This is a genomic window from Flavobacterium sp. (genome assembly GCF_043778725.1).
Classification (GTDB): Bacteria; Bacteroidota; Bacteroidia; order Flavobacteriales; family Flavobacteriaceae; genus Flavobacterium.
The window spans coordinates 1-2,028 of the sequence record NZ_JAYWFT010000074.1 but is presented as its reverse complement, the minus strand read 5'-3'; the positions used below and the strand labels follow the sequence as shown (position 1 = coordinate 2,028).

The 2,028-nt window shown below is 30.1% G+C and carries 2 protein-coding genes; one reads left to right on the top strand and one right to left on the bottom strand.

Annotated elements, in window-relative coordinates; all coding sequences use genetic code 11:
- Positions 1-58 precede the first annotated feature (58 nt).
- Positions 59-676: a hypothetical protein gene (locus tag ACH2CG_RS06695; RefSeq protein ID WP_395063467.1), complete on the top strand. Its 618-nt coding sequence runs from the start codon at positions 59-61 to the stop codon at positions 674-676.
- 54 nt (positions 677-730) lie between these two features.
- Here the strand turns inward: ACH2CG_RS06695 and ACH2CG_RS06690 are convergent, their stop codons facing one another.
- Positions 731-1,882, bottom strand: a complete 1,152-nt coding sequence (locus ACH2CG_RS06690) for an IS110 family transposase (protein WP_395063465.1) — start codon at positions 1,880-1,882, stop codon at positions 731-733.
- Between the last annotated feature and the right edge of the window lie 146 nt (positions 1,883-2,028).

The window sequence follows — 2,028 nt, the reverse complement described above, 5'->3', positions numbered from 1 at the left end:
GGTCAACGTAGGCTAGGACAAGACAAGAAATCCGTAAATTCAAGAACTTAAAAAAATTATGAAACCAATAAACTATTTACAAACGTTCATAATAATATTAATTATAATATCTTGTGCTGAAAAAAAACAAAAAACTTTTAATATTAATTTGCCATATTATTCTAATACAATTGAATTAGATAGAACAAAAAATTATGACACTTTAATAGTTTGGAATTGGTATAATGATAATAGTTCAAATGATTATACATGTTATAGAATTCAGAATTCTAAACTTGGAATTGTAATGGAAAGAGGAATGCTTCCAAAAAAAGCAGAATATTATGACCAAATGACTATAAAAACACCAATAAAGTCCTTTATCAAAAATAAAATAAGCACAAATAAAATTACTGATTTTAAAGTAAATAAATGGCTATCTGAAAATAAAGAACTACACTTGAGCGAAAGACCAATTGACATAGTTTTTAAATTTGACTCAATTATTATAGCAAATAAAAAATTTGGGGTATTTGGAATCAAAATAATTGAAACAGAAACTAAAATTATTTATATGACCAACATAGAAGATCAATCTATTGAATTTGAATTTCGTAATAATTTCCTTTCGACAGAAAAATTATATTTACAATCATTAGAAATGATGAACACAATAAAAATAAAACACTACCGCTAACAGGTACTATCTTAAAAAACAAATTTTATTCGACTTTATTTTTCTAAATTTGTATTAGCAAAGAGGAAGCCTACTGTGATTTTTCACTGGATGTTTACCTTGTATAGCCTCGACTTGATTGGGGCTATTTTTTTGTATTGATGCGGCTTTTGCAAAGCCGAGCAAAGAAGAAAACTCCTGTTCCTTTTCTTGGATATTTAAAATGTAGTTAGCATTATATTTTTCGTTTTTTTTCCATAGATGATAGATCGTTGTAAGTAACTTTTTTTGAACTGCTACATAACTTTTCATTTTGATGCCGTGTTTAGCATAGGTTCGTTCATAAAGTCCAAAAAATGATGGTTCTTGATACTTTACAGCCGTAAATGCTGGCATAAATAGGGCCCGACGAATGTGTGAGTTCCCTTTTTTTGAAATCCTGGTCTTGCCTGTAACACTGCTTCCCGACTCTCGTTCTACGACATCAAAACCAGAATAACTAATCAATTGTTTGTAGTTCTTAAACAATTCAAAGCCGTTGGTTTCTGCTAAAATAGTAGCCACTGTTAAGGTTCCAATACCTTTTATTTGGCAAATATTTTCTACTTTTTTTTTAACTATTGCATCGCTTTCTAGATGTGTTTTTATAATCTTTTCTAATTCTTTGATTTGTTTGTCAAAGAGTTCGATTACCTTGGTAAGTTGTTTTACAACAGTTTTAATTTCATACATACCAAATTCTAAAGCATGTAATTGATTCTTAACAACAGTCTTTTGTTCCTGTAAATTCTGATGTTGCCGAGTATATTGGCGCAGTTCATAAAAATATTTACCCGCTGGTTGCCATAAATCAAGGCATTGTTCGGCACCCATTTTTGACAATCCTTTTGCATCAATTGAATCGTTTTTGGACTTCAATCCAAGAGAAATTAAATAATGCTTGGCTTTGTTAGGCAGAATTATAGAAACATCATACCCTTTTTCAAATAAATAAAGTGCACAGTTCTCGTGATAAATCCCGGTGGCTTCCATACAAATCACAAGTGGAATCTCACACTGGGTATGCCACTTTTTAATCCAATGGGATAACTCCAAAAATCCTTTTAGTGTGTTGCAAAAAACAATACTCGATTTTACAGTAACTTTTTGATTGTCATCAATTAAACTAATACATCCGTTTACTTTTTTGCTCGAAATATCAAGCCCGACTGAATACTTTATAATCATAATTTTGTGTTGTTAAATAAACAAATATTACACTGGTCTTAGCTCATTTTTTATACAGCGTCTTAATACGAAATCAAGCGCTTAAGTACTTATTGTGACTTGAATGTAATAAAACAAAGTTGATTTCCCTGTTAGTCAATATCGTC

What these genes read in the sequence shown, in the direction of transcription:
- ACH2CG_RS06695 (WP_395063467.1), top strand. Translation starts at nt 59, where the DNA reads ATGAAACCAATAAACTATTTACAAACGTTCATAATAATATTAATTATA.
- ACH2CG_RS06690 (WP_395063465.1), bottom strand. Translation starts at nt 1,882, where the DNA reads ATGATTATAAAGTATTCAGTCGGGCTTGATATTTCGAGCAAAAAAGTA.